Below are 20652 nucleotides of genomic sequence, written 5' to 3'. Positions count from 1 at the left end.
AGCACCGATTCGTCGATCAGAACGCGGGTGACACGTCGCGGCGTAGAGGTTGACAGGATGCTGATGAGTGCCGGCACATCCGCCTCACGCCAGCAGCGGGCCCAATCGCGTTGCACAGTCCCGCAATACGGGGAGTTGCCGCGCCAGTAGCTGGTCCTGATCGACCCGCCCGGACATCGCGACGGCCGCGACCAGCGCACCGGCCGGTGAGCGGACCGGCACGGCCACACACGCCGATTCCTCACGCAGTTCGCCGGTCTGGCTTGCGGTGTCGCTGCTGCGGACCGTCTCGAGCTCGGCGGCCAGCGCCGATCGGGACGTCACGGTGCGGTCGGTCAGCGCACCCAGCGGATAGGTCAGCAGCGCGTCGGCGTCGCGTTTCTCGGCCAGCAGCAGCTTGCCCACGGCACACGCATGGAGGTGATGGTTGAGCACGGATTCCTCTGCAGGCGGCGGATATTCGTCGTCGGAGTCGGCCAGCCGCACCGAGGTGTTGGTGAAGTAGAACAGGTGCACGCCGAACCGCACCGACAGTCGCAGCTCGGCCAACGTCTCCCGGGCCGCGGTGCACACCGTCGGCGATACCGCGGCGTCGATCAGCACGCCCATGCGCGGCCCGAGTGAGAAACCCGAAAGGTCGGGCAGCCGAACGATATAGCCGTCGGCGACAAGAAGGTTCAGCAGTCGATAGGTGGTGGCCGACGGCATCGCGAGCCGTTCGGCGATCTCTTTCGCGGTGACGCCGACGCCGGCCAGCGCGACCGCTTCGAGCACCTGCAGGGCGCTCTGGACGGCCTTGGGCTGGCGGCCGGACAGCGCGCCGTCGGCGGGACTCATCGACGCACCTCCCACGGGTTGTAGTCGGCGAACACGTCGCCCGCGACGGTTTCGTCGAAGACGCCGACCCGCTCGGCGAGGTCGGGGACGGTACGGTGCCGAATGGCGAAAACCCCGAAGCCCGTTGCCAAGAGCCCAGCGTAGACGGCGGTGGCGATCCACACGGGTGATTCGACGGTCAGCGCGGCCCACCCGATGATCGCGATCATCATCGCAGCCGTGGCCAGCCCGACCACCAACGGTGTCCAGGTGAGTTCGCCGATGCGCCGCAGGAACGCCGGGGTGGCCAGACACACCAGCAGATACGCCCCGATGTATCCGTGTGCGGACACCGCCAGCAGCCCGACGAGCACTTCACGGCTCGAGCCCGCGATGAACAGGTAACCCACCGGCACCGCGACGACGAGCGGCATCGCGAGGCACAGCGCCACATGTGGTGTGCGGAAGACCCGATGGGCGCGGCCGACCCGCCCCGAGACCACGCCCTCGCGGCCCATCGCGAACAGCGTGCGCGAAAGTGCGGTGGTCGAGCCGATCACGCACGCGAACCATGAAGCGGTGATGCCCATTTCCATCACGATCGACAACGCGACCGACGCCGTGCCGGCCGACTCGGGCAGGGTCAGCACGATGGGCACCGAACCGATGCCGGCCCGGATGCTTCCCGTGGACTGCATGGCCGCGGCGAATGTATAGAGCACCCCGAGCGCCAGCGGTGTCCAGCGGATGGCGCGTGTGACGGTGACGAAGGGCCGCTGGGCCTCCCGGGCCACGGTGGACGCGCTCTCGAACCCGACGTAGGACGTGATGGCCAGCAGAAGTGCGAAGCCGAGTGCCGAGTGTGATTCGGGAACAGTCGTTTTCGGCGGATCGTGGCCCCCTGTCACCGATCCGGTGAATGCGATCACCAGGACGGCCGCGGCCGCCGCGATCGCGAACACCTCGACAGTCAGTGAGGTTCTGGCCGAGAGCCGGACGCCGCGCACCATGAGCAGCAGTGCCACCGCGCCCACCAGTACCGCCAGCACCGCGACCGTCGCCTGGGTGTCAGGTACACCCAACCGGCTCAGCAGGACCGTGAGATAGCTTGCGGCGCCGAGGGTGCTGGCCATCGCGGCGCCCGCGTAGCCGATCACGACCGACCACCCGGCCGCGATGCCGGGAATCGGCCCGAGCCCCTTCACGGTGTAGCTGTACAGCCCGCTGACCGCGACCATGCGCGTGGAGAACTGTGCCGCGCAGTAGCCGACGGCGGTCATCAGCAGCGCTGTCACCACGAACACGCCGAGCGTCGCGCCGCCCGCCGCGGGCATTACCAGTGCGGGCAACGTCACCATGACCGCCGACGGCGCGACTGCCGACACGGACTGACCCAGAACCTGGGCGAACGAGAGCTGCGCGCGCCGGAGCCCCGAGACCGGCGAGCTGCTCCTCATCCCTTTACGAGGGCCCGGTTGCCGTCTCACCCGTCGCAACGTAGCCCATCGCGGGCGGCTCCGACAGCACAAAGCCCGGAAAATCTTCAAATGAGAATCCGGACCCTTCGACATCCCGCTGACGCTCTGCCCCGGGCGGTCAACAGGGCCTTTTCGGAGGGCTCGAATGAGAATCGCGAACCATTTCAAATGAGAATGGAAAACAGCGAAATACTCATTCGAAATAAGTGGTGACGCGCACCACATCGATGCGTAAGCATGACGTTCATGACATCCGTGCTCAGCTCAGAACTGGACCCACGCACCGTCGAATTCACCGCCGCGCCCCGGCGCATGTTCGTCGACGGCCAACGGGTCGACGCGTTGTCCGGCCGGCGGTTCGACACCGTCGACCCCGCCACCGAGCAGGTCATCACCACCGTCCCGCACAGCGGTCCCGAGGACGTCGAACGCGCGGTGGCCGCGGCCCGGCGCGCCTTCGAAGACGGCCCGTGGCCGGCCATGACCCCGGCCGAGCGGCAGAAGGTGCTGTGGCGCATCGCAGAGGGCATCACCGCGCGGGCCGACCAGTTCGCCCAGCTGGAGAGCATCGACAACGGCAAGTCCGTAGCGGTCGCCAAGGCCGTCGACGTCACGTGGGCCGCGGAGATCTTCCACTACTACGCCGGCTGGGCCACCAAGATCGAGGGCCGCACCATCCCGGTGTCGGTGCCGTGGGCTCCGGGTGCGACGTTCCACGCCTTCACGCTGCGCGGGCCCGTCGGCGTGTGCGCCCAGATCATCCCGTGGAACTTCCCGCTGGTCATGGCCGCGTTCAAAGTCGCACCGGCGCTGGCGTGCGGCAATACCGTGATCCTCAAACCCGCCGAGCAGACCCCGCTGACCGCGCTGCTGCTGGCCGAGGTGATCGCCGAGGCCGGTGTGCCCGCAGGCGTGTTCAACCTGCTGACCGGCTTCGGGGACATCGGCGCCGCGCTGTCCGCGCACGACGGCGTCGACAAGGTCGCCTTCACGGGATCCACCGAGGTGGGCCGCAAGATCGTCAACGCCGCATCGGGCAACCTCAAGAAAGTCTCGCTCGAGCTCGGCGGCAAGAGCCCGCAGGTGGTCTTCGCCGATGCGGATCTGGAGGCCGCGATCCCCGGGGTGGCCGCGGGATTCCTGTTCAACCACGGCCAGACCTGCACCGCGGGCACCCGGCTGCTGGTCGAGGACGCCATCTTCGACGAGTTCACCGCGGGCGTCGCCGAGCACGCCGCCGGCCTGCGGATCGGTCCGGGCCTGGATCCCGCCAACGACATCGGCCCGCTGGTGTCGCGCGAGCAGCTCACCAAGGTCACGGGCTATCTCGACGCCGGCATCGCACAGGGGGCCCGCGCGCTGGCCGGCGGCGGCAGGCACGGCGACACCGGTTTCTACGTGCAGCCCACGCTGCTGGTCGACGTGGACCGTGAGTTCAGCGTCTACCAGGAGGAGATCTTCGGGCCGGTCGCCGTGGCGGTGCCGTTCAACCGCGACCGCGGCGTCCGCGAGGCCGCCAACGACACGCCCTATGGGCTCGCGGCCAGCGTGTGGACCCGCGACGTGTCCACCGCGCACCGGGTGGCCGCGCAGATCAAGGCGGGCACGGTGTGGGTCAACTGCCACAACGCGTTCGACACCGCATTGCCGTTCGGCGGATACAAACAATCCGGCTGGGGCCGCGAACTGGGGGAGGGCGCAGTCGCCGAATACACCCAGACCAAGGCCGTCAATATTGCGCTCTGAACAAGCCAAATGAGAATTCGGCGGAACCGCAATTCTCATTTGACCCGCCATATCCAATTCCACCGAAAGAAATGCCATGTCAACTGACGCAGTTCTGCGGATGAGCGCCGGGAGCCAGGCCCACCGCCTGGCGGGCAAGCTCGGCCCTACCGCGATCGTGTTCATGGTCGTCGCGGCCGCCGCGCCGCTGACCGTGGTCGCGGGCACGTTCCCGATCGGTATCGCGGCGGGTAACGGCGCCGCGTTCCCCGCCTCGTACGGCGTCTGCACGGTCGTGCTGCTTTTGTTCGCGGTCGGGTTCACCGCGATGACGCGCCACATCCGCGGGGCCGGCGCGTTCTACACCTACATCGCGCACGGTTTCGGCAGGCATACCGGGCTCGGCGCGGCGTTCCTGGCCCTGCTGTCCTACACGGCCGTGCAGGGCGGTGTGTACGGCTATATCGGTGCGGCACTGGGCGAGCTCGTCACGAGCCATGGTGGTCCCGCGGTGCCGTGGTACGCCTACGCACTCGCGATGATGGCGATCGTCGGCACGCTCGGCTACCGCCACATCGAACTGTCCGGCAAGGTACTCGGTGTCCTGTTGGTCTGCGAAGTCGGCATCGTGCTGGTGATCAACGTCGCGGTGATCGGCCACGGCGGTGCCGAGGGACTGTCGACGGCGGTGCTGCATCCCGGCAATTTCTTCTCGGGCGCCCCTGGAATCGCACTCATTTTCGCACTGGCCGGCTACATCGGCTTCGAGGCCACCGCGGTGTTCCGGGACGAGGCCCGCGACCCGGCTCGCACGATCCCGCGGGCGACCTACGTCGCGCTGTTGCTCATCGGCGGCTTCTACGCGCTGTCCAGCTGGGCCATGGTGACCGCGTGGGGCGATGCGGGCGCCGTCGCGCAGGCCACCGACAACCCGGCCAACATGCTCACCGACACCGCGATCCGCTACGTCGGCTCGGTGGCCGGCGACCTGGTCCAGATCTTCTTGATCACAAGCCTTTTCGCGGCACTGCTGTCGTTCCACAACGTGCTGGCGCGCTACATCTTCTCGCTCGGCAACACCCGGGCGCTGCCCGAGCGGTGCGGCCGCTCGCACCTGCGCCACGATTCCCCGCACATCGCCTCGGTCGTGCAGACCGTCTCGGCGCTCGTGCTGGTCGTCGCCTCCGTCGTGGCGCAACTCGACCCGGTCACCCAGGTGTTCACCTGGTTCGTCGGCGCGGCGTCGGTGGGAATCGTGGTGTTGATGACGCTGACATCGGCAGCCGTCGTCGTCTACTTCCGCCGCACCCGCTTCGACACCCGGCCGTGGCACACCGTGATCGCACCCACCCTCGGCTTCGTTGGCCTTGCGGTGCTTTCGGTGATGACCGCGGTCAACCTGCCGCTGCTGGTCGGCGGTTCCGACACGCTGGCCGCCATCATCGGCGTGCTGCTGGCCGGCGCCTTCCTCGGCGGTATCGCGGTCGCGATCGGCCGCCCCCATGCCGGACACCAAGACGAAAACCCCGATATCGCAAAGGAGATCGCACGATGACCGCAACCATCGAGTCCGTTCAGAAAACGGTCGCGCCCGACCATCCGCTCACGCCGCTGAGCGCCGACGAGATCCGTGCCGTGCGCCGCATCATCGACGAGAACGGCTTGTTGGGCGAGAGCGGCCGATTCGTCTACGCCGCGTTGGAGGAGCCGCACAAGAACGTCGTGTTGTCGTTCACGCCTGGTGATCCGATCGAGCGGCGGGCCCGGGTCATCATGCTGGACCGTGACAGCGGCCAGGGCACCGACCTGATCGTGTCGATCACCGAAGGGCAGATCGTGTACCGCCACGATGTGGACCCGGTGACCGACGGCCAGGTTCCGGTTCTCGACGAGGAATTCGGTGACGTCGAGGCGATCCTGCTGCAGTGTGACGAATGGCTGGCGGCGATGCGCAAGCGCGGCCTGGAACCGGAGAAGGTGCGTGCACTTCCGTTGTCGGCCGGGGCATTCGGCCATGAGGACGAGGTGGGCAAGCGTGTCGCCCGCGTGCTGGGCTTCTACCAGTTCGACGAGGCCGACCTGCCGTGGGGACACCCGATCGACGGCGTCGTCGCCCATATCGACCTCACGGCGAAGTCGGTCATGTCGGTCGTCGATCACGATGAACTGCCCTTCCCGAGCGAGCGGGCCGAGTGGGATGCCGAGCCACACGCGACGCCGACGCGTACCGACCTCAAGCCCATCGAGATCACGCAGCCCGAGGGGCCGAGCTTCACGGTCGACGGCAACAAGATCACCTGGGCCGACTGGTCGTTCCGGTTCGGCTTCGACGTTCGCGAGGGTCTGACGCTGCACCAGCTTTCGCTCAAGGACGGCGACACCGAGCGCCCGGTGATCTACCGTGCGTCGATCGCCGAGATGGTGGTGCCCTACGCGCATCCGTCGCCGTCGCGGTACTGGATCAACTATTTCGACCAGGGCGAGTACATGTTCGCCAGGTACACGAATTCCCTTGAGCTGGGCTGCGATTGTCTCGGTGAGATCAAGTACTTCGACGCCACGATCGCCGACGAGCATTGCGAGCCGCGGGTGATCAAGAACGCGATCTGCCTGCACGAGGAGGACTACGGCGTGCTGTGGAAGCACGTCGACATGTTCAACGGCATGTCCGAGGTGCGCCGGTCGCGGCGCCTGGTGATCTCGTTCTTCTTGACCATCGGCAACTACGACTACGGGTTCTACTGGTACCTGTACCTCGACGGCACCATCGAGATGGAGGTCAAGGCCACGGGTGTGGTGTTCGCGTCGGGGTACCGGGCTCCCGATCAGTTCGCGTCCGAGCTGGCACCGGGCCTGGGTGCGCCGTATCACCAGCACCTGTTCTCGGCGCGGCTGGACATGGCCGTCGACGGGCATGCCAACACGGTCGAGGAGGTCGACGCGGTCGCCGCACCGATGGGCCCCGACAATCCGTGGGGCAACGGCTTCACGCAGCAGAAGACCAAGCTGACCCACGAGTTGGGCGCGATGCGCACGGCCGACAACCTCAAGGCCAGGGTCTGGCACATCGTCAACCCGAACAAGCAGAACCGGCTGGGCCAGAACGTATCCTATGCGTTGTATCCGGAAGGGCAGCCCACACTGCTGGCCGACCCGTCGAGCTCGGTCGCCGCACGCGCCGCGTTCACCACCAAGCACCTCTGGGTGACCAAATACGATGCGGCCCAGCGGTACCCGGCCGGTCATCTGGTCAACCAGCATCCCGGTGGCGACGGGCTGCCTGCGTTCGTCGCCGGGGATCGCAACATCGAGAACGAGGACATCGTGCTGTGGCACACGTTCGGGCTGACGCACTTCCCGCGGCCCGAGGACTGGCCGGTCATGCCCGTCGACTACGCCGGGTTCAAGCTCAAGCCGGTGTCGTTCTTCGATCGCAATCCCGCCCTGAACGTTCCGGCAGCGCCGAAGTCGCATTGCTGCGAGGATTAGGTCATGTCCGCTGTTCACACGTCCGCCGTCCTCGGGCGGCGGGCGTGTGCGCTGCTCGCTGCGACGTCAGCGCTGCTGCACGTGCTGATGCTCGGCCATGCGGGCAACGCCGTCATCGGTGGTCTGCTCGTCGTGATGATCGTCGGCTGCCTGTACTGCGCGCGTGACCTGTGGCAGCGTGGCACCCCGGGGATCTGGTGCACCGTCGCCCTGATGAATCTCGCGATGATCGCACTGCACACGCCCATGCCCGCGCATCATCACGGGGCCGGGGCGGGGCCGCTGCCCGCACAGTCCACCCTGATGAACCTGACCGTGTCGCTCGCGCTCGTCGAGGTCGTGATCGCCGGGACCGTGCTGTACTACCGCACGCGCGACCGATCGGTCACGAGCCTTCCGGCGGCGTGAACTGGCTCAACACGAGCCGGGCGCCCTGCGGATCCTGGATCAGCGCGGTCTTGGCCCACATCGTATCGTCACTGGAAACGACTGCCGCGCCGAGCTTTTCGGCCAACTCGGCGGAACCGTCGCGGTCTGCCACCGCGAACGTCACCTGCCAGTGCTCGGGCAACTGCTCGTCGGTCAACCGGCCGACCCAGCCGATCGCGTCGGAGAAGCCCGGCGGGGTTCCGGTCGCCGCGTGACGTTCCTTGATGCCGGGGTCGATCGTGGCGGCCAGGTGATCGGCGTAGCCCGGGCGGCGGATCATCGTGGCGAAGCCGGTGTCGTCGAACTCCCAGCCGAACAAGGGTCCGTAGAACGCCGCTGCCGCATCCGGGTCCGTGGTCTGCAGGTCGCTGAAGTTCCAGGTGTTCGGCTCGTTGACCAGCTGTGCGCCCAGCCTGCGCCGCGGTTGCCACAGCTTGAAGTGTGCGCCGCGCGGATCGGCGCATCCGGCCTGCCTGCCACCGGGGCCGGCGTCGACGGGTTCCCGTGGCACGGCCCCGCCGGCCGCCGTCACCGCCGCAGCCGTCGCGTCGGCATCTTCGACCGCGATGTAGGTGTTCCAGGTGATCTCGTCCCCGGTGTGCGCCGATCCGATCGCCGCGACGTCCCTGCCGTCGAGGGTCGCGATCAGATAGTCCTCCTGGACGTCGTCGGGTAGCACGTTCTCGAACGTCCAGCCGAAGAGCCGGCCGTAGAAGTCCTGGGCGGCAGCCACGTCCTGTTGGTCGGTGTCCACCCAGCACGGCACGCCTGCCGGATACGTCCTTGCCTCGGTCATGTGTCCCTCACGCCTCCAGTTCGCCCAGCACCTTGCGTTCGATGCTCGCCCTCGTGGTCGCGGGCAGCACGATCAACCCGTCGAGTTCTTTCTGCGCCCGTGCATAGGCGCTCTGGCGTTCCTGCGGCGTCGCGCCGTCGTCGGATGCGAGCCGCAGCAGCTGCGCAGCGCGGGCCAGCCGCTCCTGGGCCTCGGCCGAGAAGTCACTGCGCCGCCGCCGGATCGCCTCGGCTTCGGCGATGTCGAACGCCGTCACGTATTCGTGCACGGCGTCGCGATATTCGAGTTGCGCCGCGCGGTCCGGGTCGGCCACGTCGTCGGGCCGCAGCAGGTCGGCACGACCGCGGGCCTTGTGGAACGCGATGGTCAGCGGGTCGCGCATGTCGGTCATGACCGGGAAGTCCAGCAGTTTGGCGATGTCGATCTCGTAGTCGAGCCACCGCGCGTTGGTGCGGTCGTGTGCGTCGAGCAGCTTGCGCAACTCGCGGTGCCGCAATGCGTCGGAAGACTGTGCGGCAGACGCCGCGCGGGCCATCTCGATCTTGGTCTGCTGTTTGATCCGGTACCGCTCGAGTCTGCGCTCGGCGCGGCGCTCGTTGGCGGCGGCGACGGCCCTGACACCGCCGCCGATCACTCCTCCCAGCGGAAAGATCAGCCACCAGAAGTTCCCTGCGAACTGCAGCAGAGGCTCCACGAATTCCAGCATGCCAGCCGATCGCCGTGGTCTCTCGCATACGCAACCGATGTGCTGTGATTGGCCCATGTCTCAGCTGAGTCCCGAACCAGATGGTGCCGACGAGGACGAGCAGAACCCACCTGCGATAACCGCTCGGGGGATCACGATGCGGGGCCCGTGGGGGCCGGTGTACGGCCCGATCGACCTCGACATCGACGCGGGCGGCGTCACGGTGCTGGTGGCCGCGTCGGGCGCGGGACGCACCGCGTTGTTGATGACGCTGGCCGGCCGCATGCGCCCGGTGGACGGTCAGGTCACGGTGTTCGACCGCAGCCGCGCCGCCGACATCTTCGCCAACACCGCCCTGGCCGGGATCGATGAGCTCGATGCGCTGGCCGAATCGGTCACGGTGCGCGACGTCGTCACCGAGCAGCTGCGCTGGGATGCGCCCTGGTATCGCAGGGTACGGCCGGCCGGGCCGGACGAGCTGACGACGGTGCTGGCGCCGGTGTTCGGTGACCGCCCGTTGCCGGGGTTGGGTGCCTACGTCGACGAGCTCACCGAGCTCGACCAGCTGCTGCTGCGTATCGCGGTGGCAAACACCGCGACCCCCGCCCTGCTCGTGGTCGGCAATCTCGACCGCATCACCGGCAACCAGGACCGGATTGCCTTGCTGGACCGGCTGATTGCCCTCGGCGAGCGCCAGACGGTGATCACCGCGTCCACCGATCCGGTGTCGCATCCCGGGGTTCGGGCCCAAGTCGAGGTGGCCAACACGACCCACGCCGAACTCGCCGGACTGCAGAAAGGCGGTCGATAGTGCTTGCCGGACTGTCGCTGGGCACCGACCTCAAGCGCTTCTCGCGGGGCACCATGCCGCGCGTCGCGGTCATCACCATCATCTTGATGCCGCTGCTGTACGGCGCGATGTACCTGTGGGCGTTCTGGAATCCGTTCGGCGAGGTGAACAAGGTTCCCGTGGCCCTGGTCAACGAGGACCGGGGCACCGTCACGCAAGGGCAGCTGGTCAAGGCGGGTGACGAGGTGTCCGACGCGCTGGTCGACTCGGGTGAGCTGCAACTGCACCGGGTGTCGACGGACGAGGCCGCGGACGGCGTCGCGAGCGGCAAGTACTACTTCTCGATCACGCTGCCGCAGGACTTCAGTGAGAACATCGCGTCGCCTTCGGGCGGCTCGCCTGAGCAGGCCAAGATCCGGTTCACGTTCAACGACGCCAACAACTACCTTGGTTCGATCATCGGGCAGAACGCCGCGCGCGAGGTGATCAACCAGATCAACGCCAAGATCGGCGAGCGCACGGTCGGCACGGTGCTCACGGGTCTGACCGATGCCGGCGCGGGGCTGGTCAAGGCCGCCGACGGTGCGCAGCAACTGGCCGACGGCAATGCCGCGGCCGACGACGGCGCGCACCGGCTGGCCGACGGCGCGCAGGCACTGAACACGGGTCTGGTCACCGCGCGCGACGGCTCGGCCCAGCTGGCGGCAGGCACCAGGCAGTTGTCGAAGGCGGTCGACACCGCGACCGACCCCTTGTTGACGGTGCTGGACCGGGTCGGCGGTCTCGGGCTCAACCCGGACGACGTCGGCATGGCGGCCCAGCGGTTGTCGGGTGCGGTGCGTTCGACCACCGACCGCATCGCGGCGCTCAACATCGACCAGGCGCAGGCCGCGGCGATCGTGGACCAGGCCGTCGGCATGCTGCGCAACAGTCCCGATCCGACCGTCCGGGACACCGGCGAGTTCCTGGCAGGCGCGCAGCGGCTGCTCGCCGCGCGCGGCATCGACCCCACCACCGACGACGGCCTGATCCGCTTGCGGGACAACGCGGCCCAACTCGAGAACGAACTGGGCGACCCCAACAGCAACTTGCGCACGTTCATCACCAAGGCGCTCAACGGCGGCCTGCGTGCCGACGTCGTCAGGCTGCGCGACGGTGCGCATCAACTCGACACCGGTGCCCAGCGGCTCACCGGCGGGCTGGTGCAGCTCACCGACGGCAGCCGCCAATTATCCAGTGGCGCCGGTGAACTGGCGAACGGCACCACGAAGCTTAAGGACGGCAGCAGGCAGCTGGCGTCCGCGCTCAAACAGGGCTCGACGCAGGTGCCGTCGTGGACGCCGCAGCAGCGCACCGAGGTGGCCCGCACGCTGGCCGCACCCGTCGCGCTGGACCTCAAGACCGACAACCCGGCCGCGACGTTCGGCACCGGGTTCGCGCCGTTCTTCCTGCCGCTGGCCCTGTTCATCGGCGCACTGATCACCTGGATGTTGTTGAAACCCTTGCAATCCCGGCCTGTGGTCAACGGCCTGGGTGCGCTGCGGGTGGTGCTGGCATCCTACTGGCCCGCGTTGTTGATCGCGGTCTGCCAGGTCGCGGTGATGTATGTGGTTGTGCATTTCGCGGTCGGGTTGCACGTCAAGTACCCGCTGGCCACGGTGGCGTTCCTGGTGCTCGTGGTGGCGACGTTCCTGGCGCTGATCCAGGCCTTCAACGCGGTGTTCGGAGTATCGGTGGGCCGCGTGGTGACGCTCGCTTTCCTGATGTTGCAGCTGGTGTCGTCCGGCGGCATCTATCCCGTCGAGACCACCGCCAAACCGTTCCAGATCCTGCACCCCGTGGACCCGATGACGTACGCGGTCAACGGACTTCGCCAGCTGATCGTCGGCGGCATCGACGCGCGGTTGTGGGTGGCGATCGTGGTGCTCGGCGGGGTGCTCGCGCTGTCGCTGGCCGCGAGTTCATGGGCGGCCAGGCGAAACCGGCAGTACACCATGGATCGATTGCACCCGCCGATCGAAGTGTGATCGCCGGCTCGCCGGGCTCAGCCCAGCCCGATCCGCCGGTACCGGTGCAGGCGCATGCCGAGGCGCTCGGCTGCGGGCAGCGTGCTCAGTTGGTACAGCTCGGACGCGATGGCCGCCGAGAGCCGGGCCGTGAACTGCTGGGGCTCGTCTGCGGCGTCGGGATGTTCCGGCACCACGACGTCGACGATTCCGTCGCGCAGCAGGTCGGCCGACCGGATGCCTTGGGCCGCAGAGAGTTCCGGCGCGTGCTCGGTGTCGCGGTAGACGATCGCGCTGGCTCCCTCCGGTGGCAGCGGCGCCAGCCAGCCGTGCAGCGCGGCCAGCACGCGGTCGGCGGGCACCATCGCCAGCGCCGGGCCACCGCTGCCCTGACCCATGAGCACCGACACCGTCGGGGTGTCCAGTGTGACCAGTTCGGCCAGGCACCTGGCGATCTCGCCGGCCAGGCCGCCTTCCTCGGCCTCGGTCGACAGCGCCGGCCCGGCCGTGTCGATCACCAGCACCAACGGCAGCCGCAGACCTGCCGCCAGGGCCATGCCACGGCGCGCCTCCTGCAGTGCACCCGGGCCCACCAGCCCGCCGACGATGCGGCGCTGCCCGAGCACCACAGCGGGCTGACCCGAGAACCGGGCCAGGGCCAGCAGCGTCGTCGCGGCCTCGCCCCGTTCGGTGCCGGACAGCAGCACCTGATCGGTCGCGCCGTGCTTGAGCAGGTAGCCGACGCCGGGGCGGTCGGGACGGCGCGACGCCTTGACCGACTCCCAGGCCGGCACGTCGGGCAGGGGTTCGGGCGCCGGGGCAACGGGCGGCGGCCCGGGCGGGTCGGCCACAACGCGCAGCGTCCGGTCCAAGGTGTCGCGCAACAGTTCCAGCGGCACCACACCGTCGATGACGCCGTGGGCGTGCAGGTTCTCCGCGGTCTGGATGCCCGACGGGAACTTCTCGCCGTAGAGGTGCTCGTACACGCGTGGCCCGAGGAACCCCACCAGCGCTCCTGGCTCGGCCGCGGTCACGTGGCCCAGCGAGCCCCACGACGCGAAAACGCCGCCCGTGGTGGGGTGCCGGAGGTAAACCAGGTACGGCAGGTGCGCGCGCCGGTGCAGTTCGACGGCCGCGGCGATCTTGACCATCTGCAGGAACGCGACGGTACCCTCCTGCATGCGCGTGCCGCCCGAACTCGGTGACGCCAGCAACGGCAGACCTTCGGCCGTCGCGCGCTGGATCGCGGCCGTGATGCGCTCGGCGGCCGCGACCCCGATCGAACCCGCCAGGAAGTCGAACTCGCACGCGACCACCGCGACGCGGCGGCCGAACACCGTGCCCTCGCCGGTCAGCACCGATTCGTCGAGACCGGTCTCGGCCTGCGCGTCGGCCAATTCGCGCTGGTAGGCGTCACTGGTCGCGACAGCCAGCGGTGGCGCGTCCCAGCTGACGAACGATCCCTCGTCCAGCACGGCATCTCGAAGCGCGTGGGCGCCGATCCGACTCACAGCAGAAGGCTAACCCGACTCGCCGCGGGGGCGGAGTGGCGGAGTCGGCCGACTATCGCCATAATTGGCACTCGTCGGATGAGAGTGCTAACGCAGCCGCTGAGTCGAACAGGAGGTTAATCCCGTGAGCGGCAACGAATTCCCCCGTGATGCCAGCAATACCGACGTAGCAGATCCGCTGCGGATCGTGCTTGTCGCGCCCCCTTATTTCGACATCCCGCCCAGGGGTTACGGCGGTACCGAGGCCGTCGTCGCCGATCTGGCCGACGCGTTGACCGCCCGTGGGCACCGGGTGACGGTGCTGGGCGCCGGCACGCCCGGTACTGCGGCCCGGTTCGAACCGCTCTGGGACCGAACGCTTCCCGACCGCCTCGGTGAGCCGTACCCCGAGGTCATGCACGCCGTGAAGGTGCGCCGCGCGATTCAGCGGCTCGCCGCGAGCGAGGGCGTCGACATCGTGCACGACCACACGTTCGCCGGCCCGCTCAACACGCCGGCCTACCGCGCTCTCGGCCTACCGACCGTGGCCACGGTGCACGGCCCGATCGACGACGACCTGTATCCCTACTACCGCGAGCTCGGCGACGACATCGGGTTGATCGCGATCAGCGATCGGCAACGGCAACTGGCTCCCGACCTGAATTGGGTTGGCCGCGTTCACAATGCGCTGCGCATCGACGAATGGCCCTTCTCGTCCGAAAAGGGCGACTACGCACTGTTCTTGGGGCGGTATGCGCCGTACAAGGGCGCGCACCTGGCCCTGGACGCCGCACACGCGGCGGGCGTGCGACTGGTGCTGGCAGGCAAGTGCAACGAACCACCTGAGCAGGCGTACTTCGAGGAACAGGTGCGCCCGCGCCTCACCGGTGACGACCACGTGTTCGGTCAGGCCGACGCGGTGAGCAAGCGCAAGCTGCTCGCAGGCGCCCGGTGCCTGCTGTTCCCCATCCAGTGGGAGGAGCCGTTCGGCATGGTGATGATCGAAGCGATGGCCTGTGGCACACCGGTCGTCGCGCTGCGCGGCGGCGCGGTCGACGAGGTCGTCGTCGACGGTGTCACGGGCATCATCTGCGACTCGCCGGACGAGCTTCCCGCGGCGATGGAGCGCGCGAAGGCACTCGACCCGGCGGCCTGCCGGAAGCACGTCGCCGCGCATTTCGGCGTTGGCCGGTTCGGTTCGGGCTACGAGGACATCTACCGGTCGGTGCTCGACGCGGGCCGCCCCCTGGCGTTGCGTGAGGTGCTGCCGCCCGACGTGGCCGAGCGGGCCAGCGCATGACCTCGGTGCCGTCGGTACTCAACGGCGGTGAGCCCGCCGGCATCGGCTCCGGTGGCGACACGGTGACCCTGGTGGAAGGCGGCACCTTCTGCCTGTCCGAACGCCGCGGAGACGTGCTGGCGGGCCGCTCCCACGGCCTGTTCTTCCGCGATGCGCGCGTGCTGTCGCGGTGGCAGCTGCACGTCGACGGCCAGCCGCCCGAGCCGTTGTCGGTGCAGACCCCGGAAGCGTTTGCGGCCCAGTTCATCATGCGCCGTGCGCCACGGGTCGGCGTGGCCGACAGCACGCTGCTGCTGGTGCGTGACCGGCTCGTCGCCGACGGTATGCGCGAGACGATCTCGCTGCACAACCTCGACGTCGAGCCGACCGTGGTGGCGCTTGAGCTGTTCGCGGACGCGGATTTCGCCGACCTGTTCACGGTCAAGGAGGGACGTGCGCCGATCAGTGGTGCCGAGCTCACGCTCATCGACAACGAACTGGTGCTCACCGACCGCGCGAACCGGGTCCGCGGTGTCAAGGTCACGGCGTCGGGAAACCCGACGGCACTGCCCGGATCCTTCCGGTGGCGCATCGTGGTGCCGCCGCGCGGCACCTGGCAGGCCGAGATCGTGGTCGACCCCACGTGGGCGAACCACAGCATCAAGACCCGGTTCCGCCGAGGTGAGCAACTCGGATCGAGCGAACCCGTCCGCAAGATCGAGGCGTGGCGCGACACCACCACGACTGTCGAGACCGACGACGCCGTGTTGGCCCAGACCGTGCGCAGAACCGAAAGTGATTTGGGCGCACTGCTGATCAGTGATGCCGACGGGCGTCCGTTCGTCGCGGCGGGCGCGCCGTGGTTCATGACGCTGTTCGGCCGTGACAGTCTCCTCACCGCCTGGATGTCGCTACCGCTGGACGTGGGGCTGTCGATCGGAACGCTGCAGCAGTTGGCCGGTGCGCAGGGGCGCCGCGTCGATCCGCTGACCGAGGAGCAGCCGGGCCGCATCCTGCACGAGATCCGCCGGGGCCCCGCGAGTGCCGACGTGTTGGGCGGCTCGACGTACTACGGCTCGATCGACTCCACGCCGCTGTTCGTGATGCTGCTCGCCGAATGCTGGCGGTGGGGCGGCGACGAGGAACAGGTGCGGGCGCTGGTGCCCGCGGCCGACGCCGCGCTGGCTTGGGCCACGCGCTACGGCGACCGCGACGACGACGGGTTCATCGAGTATCGCCGGGCCACCGATCGTGGCCTGATCAACCAGGGCTGGAAGGACAGCTTCGACGCGATCTCCGACGCGGCCGGTCATCTGGCCGATCCACCCATCGCGCTGTGCGAGGTGCAGGGCTACCAGTACGCGGCGCTGCGGGCGCGGGCCGATCTGGCCGACGCCTTCGGCGAACCTGCCACTGCCGGACGGCTGCGCGATCGCGCTGCGGCGTTGCAGTCCCGGTTCGCCGACGCGTTCTGGTTGCCCGACCGGGGCTATTACGCGTTGGCGCTCGACGGTGACAAGCGCCCGGTCGATTCCCTCACCAGCAATGTCGGGCACTGCCTGTGGACAGGTATCGCCACCGACGAACACGTCGCGGTCATGGTCGAGCGACTCGCGGGTGAGGAAATGACCTCGGGCTTCGGGCTGCGCACGCTGGCCACCACCATGGGCGCGTACAACCCGATGAGCTACCACAACGGGTCGGTGTGGCCGCACGACACCGCGATCGCGGTGGCAGGTCTGCTGCGGTACCGGCATGTGCCCGGGGCCGTGGAGCTGGCCGAACGGCTTGCGGTCGGACTGCTCGACGCGGCCGCGGCGTTCGGCGGCAGGCTGCCCGAGTTGTTCTGCGGGTTTCCGCGCACCCAGTTCCACACCCCGGTGCCGTACCCGACGTCGTGTTCCCCGCAGGCGTGGGCCAGTGCCGCACCGCTGTTGCTGGTCCGGTCGTTTCTGGGACTCGAACCCGACGTACCGCACCGGCGGTTGACGGTGTGTCCGCAGCTGCCGAAGGTGTGGGGGCGGGTGGCCCTGACCGATCTGCGCCTCGGCGAGGCAACGGTCCGGATCGAAGCCGAGGGTGCTGCGGCCGAGGTCACAGGTTTGCCGGAAGAGTGGCAGCTGGTCACCTCGCAGAACTGAGCACGGGCAAGCGGGATCAGATCACATGGTTAGGCTGGCGACATGATTGGTGTCACCCGGGACGGCAATGTCCTGACCCTTGAACTGCAGCGCCCCGAGCGGCGCAACGCGCTGAACTGCGAGCTCGTCGACAGCCTGCGCGAGGCGGTCGAGCATGCCGCCGAGCAGGACATCCGCGCGATCGTGCTGACCGGCGCGGGTCCGGTGTTCAGCTCCGGTGCAGACCTGACCGACGCCCAGGGGATGGCGGAGAAGCTGCCCGACAAGGCGCTGGCGCTCAACCTCGCGATCGACAAGGCCCCGGTGCCGGTGATCGGTGCGATCAACGGGCCCGCGATCGGCGCGGGCGTCATCTTGTCGATGATCTGCGACCTGCGCGTCGTCGCGCCGGACGCCTACTTCCAGTTCCCCGTGGCGAAGTACGGTCTGGCGCTGGACAACTGGAGCATCCGCAGGTTGACCTCACTGGTCGGGTACGGCCGGGCGCGCGGCATGCTGTTGGCCGCCGAACGGCTCAGCGCCGACACCGCGCTGCAAACCGGCATGGCCAACCGCATCGGAACCCTCGCCGACGCGCAGAAGTGGGCCGCCGAGATCGCCGGATTCGCGCCGCTGGCGCTGCAGCATGCCAAGCGCGTGCTGAACGACGACGGGGCGTACGAGGAACAGTGGCCTGAGCACAAGGAGCTGTTCGACAGGGCCTGGGCCAGCCCTGACGTCATCGAAGCGCAGGTGGCCCGGATCGAGAAGCGGCCACCGAACTTCACCGGGGCCTGACATGCTCCGCGCGGCGCTGCGGTTGGGCGTCCGGTCGGCATCCCTGCTGGCCGGTGGCTGGCTGGTGCGCGCACTGAGCGGCACCTCGGCGGCCGTCGGAGCGAGACCGCGGGACATCCGGCCGGTGGCCCGGCGGTCACCGCAGTACGCCGACGGCGTGTTCATCAACATCGAACCGGCCGCGCCGGGCATCAGCATGGACCGCGAAGAGCGTCGCCTGCTGATCACTGAGATGTTCGGATCTCGTGGCGCGAGCTGGCCTCGCGGCACCATCCCGCTGGCCGACCCGGCCGACGGGCCGGCAGGGGAGTGCGCGGTGTCGTGGTACGGCCATTCCAGCGCCCTGCTGGAGGTCGACGGATACCGCGTGCTTGCCGATCCGATCTGGAGCCGACGCTGCTCGCCGTCGCGAGTGGTCGGGCCCTCGCGCCTGCACGAGCCGCCACTGGCGTTGGACGCGTTGCCCGCGATCGACGCGATCATCATCAGCCACGACCATTACGACCACCTCGACATCGACACCGTGATCGGGCTGGCCCGTACCCAGCGGGCACCGTTCGTGGTGCCGCTCGGCATCGGGGCGCACCTGCGCAAGTGGGGCATTCCCGAGTCGCGCATCGTCGAGTTGGACTGGAACGAAAGCCATCGCATCGGCGAGCTGACCCTGGTGTGCACCCCGGCGCGGCACTTCTCGGGGCGCATGTTCAAGCGCAACACCACGTTGTGGGCATCGTGGGTGATCGCCGGGCCTGCGCATCGCGCATTCTTCGGCGGGGATACCGGCTACACCAAGAGCTTCAGTGAGATCGGTTCGCAGCACGGACCTTTCGACCTGACCCTGATGCCCATCGGGGCCTACCACCCGGCCTGGCCCGACATCCACATGAACCCCGAGGAGGCCGTGCGCGCACACCTCGACGTCACCGAGTCCGGGCTGCTGGTCCCGATCCACTGGGCGACGTTCCGGCTCGCGCCGCATCCGTGGGCCGAGCCCGTGCACCGGTTGCTGGCCGCGGCCGAACCGGCCGGTGTGCAGCTGGCGCTGCCCAAGCCCGGGCAGCGGGTGGACCGGGATTCACCGGTTGTCGATCCGTGGTGGCAGTTGTGAGGCAATGCGCGTAGATGCCCGTAGTACCGGCGCGAATGCGGGCATACTCGCCTGTTGTGGACACCAAGCGGGTTCTCGCGCTGGCCGTGAGTCTGGTCCTGCTGGGCGGGTGCGCCGAGCGCACCGCCCCGGCACTCATCGATGAACCGCCACCGCTCGTGCCTGCCATGCCGTTGCCGGAGAACGCCGTTGACAACGCGGTCGCCAAACTGGACGGCCTCGCTGACGAACTGATGTCGAAGTCCGGCGTCCCCGGCCTGGCCGTTGCCGTGGTACACGGAGGAAAGACCGTCTACGCCAAAGGGTTTGGAGTCAAAGACGTCAGGGCCGGTACCGGTGAGGACAATCGGGTGGGCCCCGGCACAGTGTTCCAGCTGGCGTCCTTGTCGAAGCCGTTGAGCGCCTCGGTGGTGGCCCAGCAGGTGGGGGTCGGGGCCGTCGGCTGGGACACGCCCGTCGTCGACAAGCTGCCCTGGTTCGCGCTGTCGGATCCGGCGGTGACCCGGATGGTGACGGTCGGTGACCTGTTCTCGCACCGTTCGGGATTGCCCGACCATGCCGGTGATCTGCTGGAGGACATGGGGTACGACCGACGCCAGGTGCTCGACCGGTTACGTCAGCTGCCGCTCGGCCCGTTCCGGATTTCCTACGCCTACACCAACTTCGGGCTGACCGCCGGGGCCGAGGCGGTCGCGATGGCCGCGGGCAAGCCGTGGGACGTGCTGGCCGACGACGCGGTCTTCGGGCCGCTGGGCATGACGTCGACGAGCTACCGGTTCGCCGACTTCGAGGCCCGGACCGACCGCGCGCTCGGGCACATCCGCATCGACGGCGGCTACCGCCCGGACTTCGTGCGCGACGCTGACCCGCAGGCGCCCGCGGGTGGGGTCAGCTCGTCGGTCGACGACGTCGCGCGCTGGTTGGCGATGGTGCTGGGCAACGGAACTCACGACGGTGAGAAGATCATCGACGAGGCCGCGCTGTTGCCCGCGCTGACGCCGCAGGTGACGTCCGATCGCGCGACGCAGCCCGCTATGCGGTCGGGCTTCTACGGTTACGGTTTCAACGTGGGCACCACGTCGGCCGCGCGGACCCAGCTCAGCCACTCGGGCGCGTTCGAACTCGGCGCGGGCACCAACCTGCTGATCCTGCCGTCGGCGGATGTGGCCATCGTGGCGCTGACCAATGCCACGCCGTCGGGGGTGCCCGAGGCGCTCACCGCGCAGTTCGCCGACCTCGTACAGTTCGGCGAGGTCCGCCAGGATTGGTATGAGCTGTACAGCAAGGGTCTTGCGCCGTTGTCCGCGCCCGTCGGATCGCTCGTCGGCAAGCAGCCCCCCGCGCATCCCGCGCCTGCCGCGCCATTGTCACGTTACGTCGGCGATTACACCAACCCGTACTGGGGCACCGCACGCGTCACCGAGCACGGCGGTGCGCTGACGCTCGCGCTGGGCCCGAAACTGACCGTGCCGCTGAAACATTGGGACGGTGACGTGTTCACGTTCGCGTTCGTCACCGAGAACTCGCCTCCGGGCTCGGTTTCGAAGGCGACCTTCGCAGGCGCGAAACTTGTTCTGGAGTATTACGACGAGGACGGGATGGGGACTTTCACGCGATGACGAGCCGCTTGCGCGAAGAACAGA

16 protein-coding genes are annotated in these 20652 nt (G+C 68.5%); 11 read left to right on the top strand and 5 right to left on the bottom strand.

Annotated features, from left to right (window positions below):
- Positions 1-84: 84 nt before the first annotated feature.
- The gene (locus G6N67_RS05300) at positions 85-837 is read right to left on the bottom strand and encodes an IclR family transcriptional regulator (RefSeq protein ID WP_036433708.1); all 753 of its coding nucleotides are present in this window, start codon (positions 835-837) and stop codon (positions 85-87) included.
- Complete coding sequence (locus G6N67_RS05295; protein WP_036433709.1) at positions 834-2273, bottom strand: APC family permease; 1440 nt, start codon at positions 2271-2273, stop codon at positions 834-836. The genes G6N67_RS05300 and G6N67_RS05295 overlap by 4 nt, the downstream gene beginning before the upstream one ends.
- 258 nt (positions 2274-2531) lie before the next feature.
- Here G6N67_RS05295 and G6N67_RS05290 point away from each other — a divergent pair, with 258 nt between their 5' ends.
- From G6N67_RS05290 to G6N67_RS05275, 4 genes are all read left to right on the top strand, one after another.
- Positions 2532-4040 carry an aldehyde dehydrogenase family protein gene (locus G6N67_RS05290; protein WP_407663325.1) on the top strand — a complete coding sequence of 503 codons (1509 nt, stop codon included), beginning with the start codon at positions 2532-2534 and terminating at the stop codon, positions 4038-4040.
- 76 nt (positions 4041-4116) lie between these two features.
- Entirely contained in the window at positions 4117-5574 is a 1458-nt protein-coding gene (locus G6N67_RS05285) for an APC family permease (protein ID WP_036433710.1), read from the top strand.
- Positions 5571-7508: a primary-amine oxidase gene (locus G6N67_RS05280; RefSeq protein ID WP_036433711.1), complete on the top strand. Its 1938-nt coding sequence runs from the start codon at positions 5571-5573 to the stop codon at positions 7506-7508. Before G6N67_RS05285 ends, G6N67_RS05280 begins: the two co-directional genes overlap by 4 nt.
- Before the next feature lie 3 nt (positions 7509-7511).
- Positions 7512-7916 (top strand): hypothetical protein, encoded by a 405-nt coding sequence (locus G6N67_RS05275; RefSeq protein ID WP_036433712.1) that lies wholly within the window; start codon positions 7512-7514, stop codon positions 7914-7916.
- Here G6N67_RS05275 and G6N67_RS05270 read toward each other — a convergent pair.
- Together G6N67_RS05270 and G6N67_RS05265 are read right to left on the bottom strand one after the other, a co-directional pair.
- Positions 7894-8733, bottom strand: a complete 840-nt coding sequence (locus tag G6N67_RS05270) for a VOC family protein (RefSeq protein WP_036433713.1) — start codon at positions 8731-8733, stop codon at positions 7894-7896. The genes G6N67_RS05275 and G6N67_RS05270 overlap by 23 nt on opposite strands.
- Positions 8734-8740: 7 nt before the next feature.
- Positions 8741-9439 (bottom strand): hypothetical protein, encoded by a 699-nt coding sequence (locus G6N67_RS05265; RefSeq protein WP_036433714.1) that lies wholly within the window; start codon positions 9437-9439, stop codon positions 8741-8743.
- Positions 9440-9494: 55 nt separating this feature from the next.
- Between G6N67_RS05265 and G6N67_RS05260 the strand changes: the two genes are divergently transcribed.
- The gene (locus tag G6N67_RS05260; RefSeq protein ID WP_036433715.1) at positions 9495-10229 is read left to right on the top strand and encodes an ATP-binding cassette domain-containing protein; all 735 of its coding nucleotides are present in this window, start codon (positions 9495-9497) and stop codon (positions 10227-10229) included.
- A complete protein-coding gene (locus G6N67_RS05255) occupies positions 10229-12235 on the top strand; it encodes a YhgE/Pip domain-containing protein (RefSeq protein ID WP_110798430.1) in 2007 nt (668 codons plus the stop codon). Before G6N67_RS05260 ends, G6N67_RS05255 begins: the two co-directional genes overlap by 1 nt.
- Before the next feature lie 17 nt (positions 12236-12252).
- On the opposite strand, the gene G6N67_RS05250 is transcribed toward G6N67_RS05255, so the two are convergent.
- Positions 12253-13725 (bottom strand): acetyl-coenzyme A carboxylase carboxyl transferase subunits beta/alpha, encoded by a 1473-nt coding sequence (locus G6N67_RS05250; protein ID WP_036433717.1) that lies wholly within the window; start codon positions 13723-13725, stop codon positions 12253-12255.
- A gap of 124 nt (positions 13726-13849) precedes the next feature.
- On the opposite strand from G6N67_RS05250, the gene G6N67_RS05245 reads away from it, so the two are divergent.
- Genes G6N67_RS05245 through G6N67_RS05225 form a run of 5 tightly spaced genes read left to right on the top strand, consistent with a single transcriptional unit; the run spans position 13850 to position 20628 of the window.
- On the top strand, positions 13850-15004 hold the full coding sequence (locus tag G6N67_RS05245; RefSeq protein ID WP_036433718.1) for a glycosyltransferase family 4 protein: 1155 nt from the start codon (positions 13850-13852) through the stop codon (positions 15002-15004).
- On the top strand, positions 15001-17124 hold the full coding sequence (locus G6N67_RS05240; protein WP_036433719.1) for an amylo-alpha-1,6-glucosidase: 2124 nt from the start codon (positions 15001-15003) through the stop codon (positions 17122-17124). Before G6N67_RS05245 ends, G6N67_RS05240 begins: the two co-directional genes overlap by 4 nt.
- 42 nt (positions 17125-17166) lie before the next feature.
- On the top strand, positions 17167-17901 hold the full coding sequence (locus tag G6N67_RS05235; protein ID WP_036433720.1) for an enoyl-CoA hydratase: 735 nt from the start codon (positions 17167-17169) through the stop codon (positions 17899-17901).
- A 1-nt stretch (position 17902) separates the two neighbouring features.
- The gene (locus G6N67_RS05230; RefSeq protein ID WP_036433721.1) at positions 17903-19009 is read left to right on the top strand and encodes an MBL fold metallo-hydrolase; all 1107 of its coding nucleotides are present in this window, start codon (positions 17903-17905) and stop codon (positions 19007-19009) included.
- Positions 19010-19044: 35 nt separating this feature from the next.
- On the top strand, positions 19045-20628 hold the full coding sequence (locus tag G6N67_RS05225; protein WP_051578807.1) for a serine hydrolase: 1584 nt from the start codon (positions 19045-19047) through the stop codon (positions 20626-20628).
- Positions 20629-20652 lie beyond the last annotated feature (24 nt).

This window comes from Mycolicibacterium mageritense (genome assembly GCF_010727475.1).
Classification (GTDB): domain Bacteria; phylum Actinomycetota; class Actinomycetes; order Mycobacteriales; family Mycobacteriaceae; genus Mycobacterium; species Mycobacterium mageritense.
This window is presented reverse-complemented; position numbering and strand designations above follow the sequence as displayed.

Excerpts from the sequence above, each read along its gene's own strand:
- G6N67_RS05295 (WP_036433709.1), bottom strand. The coding sequence starts at position 2,273 with ATGAGGAGCAGCTCGCCGGTCTCGGGGCTCCGGCGCGCGCAGCTCTCG.
- G6N67_RS05275 (WP_036433712.1), top strand. The coding sequence starts at position 7,512 with ATGTCCGCTGTTCACACGTCCGCCGTCCTCGGGCGGCGGGCGTGTGCG.
- G6N67_RS05225 (WP_051578807.1), top strand. The coding sequence starts at position 19,045 with ATGCGGGCATACTCGCCTGTTGTGGACACCAAGCGGGTTCTCGCGCTG.
- G6N67_RS05300 (WP_036433708.1), bottom strand. The coding sequence starts at position 837 with ATGAGTCCCGCCGACGGCGCGCTGTCCGGCCGCCAGCCCAAGGCCGTC.
- G6N67_RS05280 (WP_036433711.1), top strand. The coding sequence starts at position 5,571 with ATGACCGCAACCATCGAGTCCGTTCAGAAAACGGTCGCGCCCGACCAT.
- G6N67_RS05235 (WP_036433720.1), top strand. The coding sequence starts at position 17,167 with ATGATTGGTGTCACCCGGGACGGCAATGTCCTGACCCTTGAACTGCAG.
- G6N67_RS05260 (WP_036433715.1), top strand. The coding sequence starts at position 9,495 with ATGTCTCAGCTGAGTCCCGAACCAGATGGTGCCGACGAGGACGAGCAG.
- G6N67_RS05265 (WP_036433714.1), bottom strand. The coding sequence starts at position 9,439 with ATGCTGGAATTCGTGGAGCCTCTGCTGCAGTTCGCAGGGAACTTCTGG.
- G6N67_RS05290 (WP_407663325.1), top strand. The coding sequence starts at position 2,532 with ATGACGTTCATGACATCCGTGCTCAGCTCAGAACTGGACCCACGCACC.
- G6N67_RS05285 (WP_036433710.1), top strand. The coding sequence starts at position 4,117 with ATGTCAACTGACGCAGTTCTGCGGATGAGCGCCGGGAGCCAGGCCCAC.
- G6N67_RS05270 (WP_036433713.1), bottom strand. The coding sequence starts at position 8,733 with ATGACCGAGGCAAGGACGTATCCGGCAGGCGTGCCGTGCTGGGTGGAC.
- G6N67_RS05230 (WP_036433721.1), top strand. The coding sequence starts at position 17,903 with ATGCTCCGCGCGGCGCTGCGGTTGGGCGTCCGGTCGGCATCCCTGCTG.
- G6N67_RS05240 (WP_036433719.1), top strand. The coding sequence starts at position 15,001 with ATGACCTCGGTGCCGTCGGTACTCAACGGCGGTGAGCCCGCCGGCATC.